The following is a 1,971-nucleotide window of genomic DNA, read 5'->3' as shown; positions in this document are numbered from 1 at the left end:
CAAGAAGATCTACGACTCGATCGCCACCTTGCAGACGGACCTTGATGCGTGGCTCGACCAGTACAACAATGAACGAGAGCATCAGGGGCGCTGGTGTTACGGCAAGACGCCGATGCGCACTTTCCTCGATTCGCTCGATCTCGCCAAGGAGAAACTCATCCCCCATTGACGACTCGTACTTTGTCGGCCCGACTACCTGTCAGATCAAGTCCCGGCTAATACAGGTTAAGTACTGCGGCCTTCGCTCTCAGCAGTTCGTCGTCGCTCACTTCAAAACGACGGAGCCACTCAGCCGTCGACACGGCCGTGTTGTAGGTCGGCGCCCCTCCGTTCACCGTGCCGTGTTGCAGCGCGTCGAGCGAACCCGCGCGGATCGCGCGCAAAGCGTGGTCGAGGATGATGTAGGTGGGTGGCGCAACGGGCGGTTTTCCCTCATCGTCTGACGCGCCCGAGTCCGGTAGTTCGCCAGCTCGAATGACTATTCCGGTGCCGTAATTGCCGATCGCAAACCAATCCGGAGGCAGCTCCGAGCGCAGGGCGGCGAGCCCACCGACGGCGTCGAGCATCGACTTGTCGATAGCCGTCAGCCAATCGATGGTTTTGATTTTCCCTTTCAGTTGGCGCGTTGCCAGATCACTTGGCGCACCCACATCGAGGCCGGGCATCATCCGCGAAATCCAATACTCTGTCGGCTCGTTCTCGTTGATTGCCGTCGGCGACAGATTCACCGCGAAGCCAGCGTGCCCGTGGACTGCGCTGAGCCGCTTCGCGGCGTCAAAGAACAGCTTCACGAACGTGTCGGGATTTTCTTGCACATCGACCAGGGGCCAGGAAAACGATAGTGTATTGAATCCTCGGTTGCCTGATTTCTCTTGCCTCTGCCGCAATCCGACGACGGAAAACTGATAGAGGCTCGCGTCGGTGGCTTCTTTGCCACCGACGTAGTCGAAGTCGAAGCGATCTTCCGGTGACAGCGAAGCGGCGAGCTCGCGCAGTGATTTTGCTTTCTTGAAAGCCTGCGCAGCCTTGCCGTTGTGCCAGACAAACGTCAGCTTGTCGGGCGCGGACTGGAGATAGTCATCGAGACAATCGGCGATTACGGCGCGTATGTCCAAGTCGAAGGCGCGCTCAAAGTAGAGCGCCGCGCGCACGACGAAAGCGGCGCCGATACCGCCGGTCGCATAGCGAGGCTCGAGCAAGCCGTTAGCGATGAGAGCCTGGTCCTGATTCGCCTTGGCCCAATTGATGAAATTTTTGTCCATAGGGTCTGCTCAATTCGGGGCATTTGGCCTGCTGGCTAGAGGGAGATTTGGGCCTGTCCCGCGTGCTGGTGCCTGCACCTGCGTCCCAGACGGGGCGCGCTGGCAACGTGCATTATGGAACAAAGACCGGTGGCGGAGGCGGTAGCCCACCGAAGCCGGGGATCTTCGGCGGCCGCTTGCCGATCAAATTGCGCAGAGCGCGGCCCAGTTCTGAGAGCTTCTCCGCGGCCACCTTCACAGGGCTCTCGTCGGCGTCGTGCTGGGAACAGTCACAGTCCTGCGGGCCCATCACTTCGAGCTTCTCGCGCGAGCCAGCGATCAAGCGAAAATCTTCTTCCTGCTCAGGGTCTCGCTTCTGCGGCGGGAATTTGATTTCGACGACGTTCTTAATGTTGTCTTGTGTCGGCGGCCGGCTCGGATCATTTACGATCACCACATCCGGTCGGCGCATCGTTCCACGCGGATATTCCTCGATTCCCCCCGGCCAATATTTTTGCAGCCAACCCGGCAGATATGGGTGCGGCTCCAGCGGCGTCGCAGAGCGCATCACGGGTGTCGGCGGGGTGTTGTCCATGTTGTAGTTGACCTCGGCCTTGTATGGACTCATCCAATCCATGTCCTTGTCGAGGTCGTGAATCGCCCCGGGTTCATCGGAGACCGATTTGTTTGAGTCAGGCCGCCTTGGCGACGTCCTCAAACTGCCGATAGT

General features: G+C 59.5%; 2 protein-coding genes and 1 pseudogene. 1 reads left to right on the top strand and 2 read right to left on the bottom strand.

Translation table 11 applies throughout. The features are described from left to right. Positions 1 to 169 (top strand): annotated as a pseudogene (locus tag WS68_RS27345) (IS481 family transposase); the annotation flags it as partial. Positions 170 to 215: 46 nt separating this feature from the next. On the opposite strand, the gene WS68_RS07740 reads toward WS68_RS27345, so the two are convergent. After that, positions 216 to 1,262: a type VI immunity family protein gene (locus WS68_RS07740; protein ID WP_059570239.1), complete on the bottom strand. Its 1,047-nt coding sequence runs from the start codon at positions 1,260 to 1,262 to the stop codon at positions 216 to 218. Between the two features lie 112 nt (positions 1,263 to 1,374). Then, positions 1,375 to 1,971, bottom strand: a 597-nt coding sequence (locus WS68_RS07735; RefSeq protein WP_231752972.1) for a VRR-NUC domain-containing protein, incomplete at its 5' end; no start/stop codon positions are given.

Source organism: Burkholderia sp. TSV86, from assembly GCF_001522865.1.
GTDB lineage: Bacteria > Pseudomonadota > Gammaproteobacteria > Burkholderiales > Burkholderiaceae > Burkholderia.
The sequence above is the reverse complement of the archived record's forward strand: the minus strand, read 5'-3'. Positions and strand labels throughout refer to the sequence as shown.

Bases quoted from the DNA above. Each gene is read 5' to 3' on its own strand.
- WS68_RS07740 (WP_059570239.1), bottom strand. From the start codon at position 1,262: ATGGACAAAAATTTCATCAATTGGGCCAAGGCGAATCAGGACCAGGCT.